Below are 1,566 nucleotides of genomic sequence, written 5' to 3'. Positions count from 1 at the left end.
AAGAATTTTAAAAGTGCTTTGACGCAACTCGTCGATAGCAAAAAAATAACAGTTCAGGAGAACGGAATTTATGGGATATAGACCACTCAAAAACAATGCCATTATTCAACTTCGTCCTCGCAAGATTTCGTATGTTGAAGGGGATCGTACGATCACCCTAATTTCTATGAAACGAGAATCTATGGATTTGGAAGTGGAGATCAAAGAGGGAGACGAGATCAAAATTGTCTCCGACTTTCCCTTTGCCCACTTGCCGAAAAAGATCAAGAAAGAGATCAATCCGCTATAATTGCGCCACTATTTTTAGGAGAAAACTATGTCACAATTTACCAATGTAACCGCTGATAAAAAAGCGAATATCTATTTCGACGGTAAAGTTACCAGCCGAACACTCCGTTTCGAAGACGGAACAATCAAAACTCTCGGAATCATGTTACCGGGTGAATACACGTTTAACACTGGTGATGCTGAGATCATGGAGATTATGAGCGGTGAGATGGACGTACAGCTTCCGGGTTCAGACACGTGGGTATCTGTCACAGGGCCGCAAAGCTTTGATGTACCTGCCAACAGTGCTTTTCATTTAAAAGTTAAGACGATCAGCGACTACTGCTGCAGTTTCGTCAAATAAGTGCTTTAGCGTCGAACCTCGACGCTACTTTCATCAATCCAACCCTCTTTTTGATAGCTCTTCCACCCTTTTTTCGTTACGATTCCGCTTATCTTGTAGAGATTTCCACGCTTACTTGTTGATGTAAAGGGTGTATTGGCTTTATATGTTATGCATTTGTTGCTCTTTTCGCATACATTTGCCCCGTCTTTTGTGACTATCGTCACCGGTGTTATCTCAACCGTATCCAAGGATCCGTTCTCTTGTGTTTGTGGTAAAGGATTTTTATCCAATACTCCGTCTATGATACTCAACAACAATTTACGAGCTTCATGGTCGCCCTGCTTCGCCGCACGTGCAAGCCACATCATTGCGACCCCTTCATCTTCACTCACGCCGCGTCCCGATGCGTACATCAATGCGATATTGTATTGCGCATCGACGTGTCCTTGACGTGCTGATTTTTCAAACCATTGTGCTGCTTGTGTCTGATTTGCATCTCTCCCGATGCCGCGCTCATAAATAACGCCGACTTGAAACTGTGCAACTTTGTCTCCACGGAGTGCTGCGGTATAGGTTTCCCAAAATGATTGTTCCGGTTCGGATGCGAAGAGTGTAGAAAAAAGAAATAGCAGTAGATATAACTGTTTTTTCATAAATGAAAGTCCCTTATCAAAAAATAGTTATTGACCATTCCCCATAGGGGGAAATGATTTATTTGTAGCGATAGGTAATTCGCCCTTTGTCCAAGCTGTATGGAGTCAGTTCGAGTTTCACCGTATCACCGGGAAGAATTTTAATATAGTGCATACGCATCTTACCTGCGATATGACACAAAATTACATGACCATTGGGCAACTCAACACGAAACGTTGCATTCGGTAGTGCCTCAATAATCTTTCCGTCTACTTCAATGACATCATCTTTTGCCATATTATTCCTTTACGCGATTGATA

At 42.4% G+C, this 1,566-nt stretch carries 5 protein-coding genes; 3 read left to right on the top strand and 2 right to left on the bottom strand.

Features of this window, described 5'->3' with window-relative positions; all coding sequences use genetic code 11:
* Positions 1 to 18: 18 nt before the first annotated feature.
* From A2517_RS05375 to A2517_RS05365, 3 genes are read left to right on the top strand one after another with little or no spacing between them, the layout of a single operon-like run.
* The gene (locus A2517_RS05375) at positions 19 to 81 is read left to right on the top strand and encodes a hypothetical protein (RefSeq protein WP_294894887.1); all 63 of its coding nucleotides are present in this window, start codon (positions 19 to 21) and stop codon (positions 79 to 81) included.
* On the top strand, positions 71 to 289 hold the full coding sequence (locus A2517_RS05370) for a hypothetical protein (protein ID WP_294894885.1): 219 nt from the start codon (positions 71 to 73) through the stop codon (positions 287 to 289). Before A2517_RS05375 ends, A2517_RS05370 begins: the two co-directional genes overlap by 11 nt.
* 27 nt (positions 290 to 316) lie before the next feature.
* On the top strand, positions 317 to 631 hold the full coding sequence (locus tag A2517_RS05365) for a pyrimidine/purine nucleoside phosphorylase (protein ID WP_294894883.1): 315 nt from the start codon (positions 317 to 319) through the stop codon (positions 629 to 631).
* A 5-nt stretch (positions 632 to 636) separates the two neighbouring features.
* Here the strand turns inward: A2517_RS05365 and A2517_RS05360 are convergent, their stop codons facing one another.
* Both A2517_RS05360 and infA read right to left on the bottom strand, forming a co-directional pair.
* Positions 637 to 1,266 carry a tetratricopeptide repeat protein gene (locus A2517_RS05360; RefSeq protein WP_294894881.1) on the bottom strand — a complete coding sequence of 210 codons (630 nt, stop codon included), beginning with the start codon at positions 1,264 to 1,266 and terminating at the stop codon, positions 637 to 639.
* Positions 1,267 to 1,324: 58 nt separating this feature from the next.
* Positions 1,325 to 1,543: a translation initiation factor IF-1 gene (infA, locus tag A2517_RS05355; RefSeq protein WP_294894879.1), complete on the bottom strand. Its 219-nt coding sequence runs from the start codon at positions 1,541 to 1,543 to the stop codon at positions 1,325 to 1,327.
* Positions 1,544 to 1,566 lie beyond the last annotated feature (23 nt).

Source organism: Sulfuricurvum sp. RIFOXYD12_FULL_44_77, assembly GCF_001830725.1.
In the GTDB taxonomy this organism is placed as follows: Bacteria; Campylobacterota; Campylobacteria; order Campylobacterales; family Sulfurimonadaceae; genus Sulfuricurvum; species Sulfuricurvum kujiense_A.
The sequence above is the reverse complement of the archived record's forward strand: the minus strand, read 5'-3'. Positions and strand labels throughout refer to the sequence as shown.

Coding starts and splice junctions, on each gene's coding strand:
- infA (WP_294894879.1), bottom strand. CDS start 1,543: ATGGCAAAAGATGATGTCATTGAAGTAGACGGAAAGATTATTGAGGCA.
- A2517_RS05370 (WP_294894885.1), top strand. CDS start 71: ATGGGATATAGACCACTCAAAAACAATGCCATTATTCAACTTCGTCCT.
- A2517_RS05360 (WP_294894881.1), bottom strand. CDS start 1,266: ATGAAAAAACAGTTATATCTACTGCTATTTCTTTTTTCTACACTCTTC.
- A2517_RS05365 (WP_294894883.1), top strand. CDS start 317: ATGTCACAATTTACCAATGTAACCGCTGATAAAAAAGCGAATATCTAT.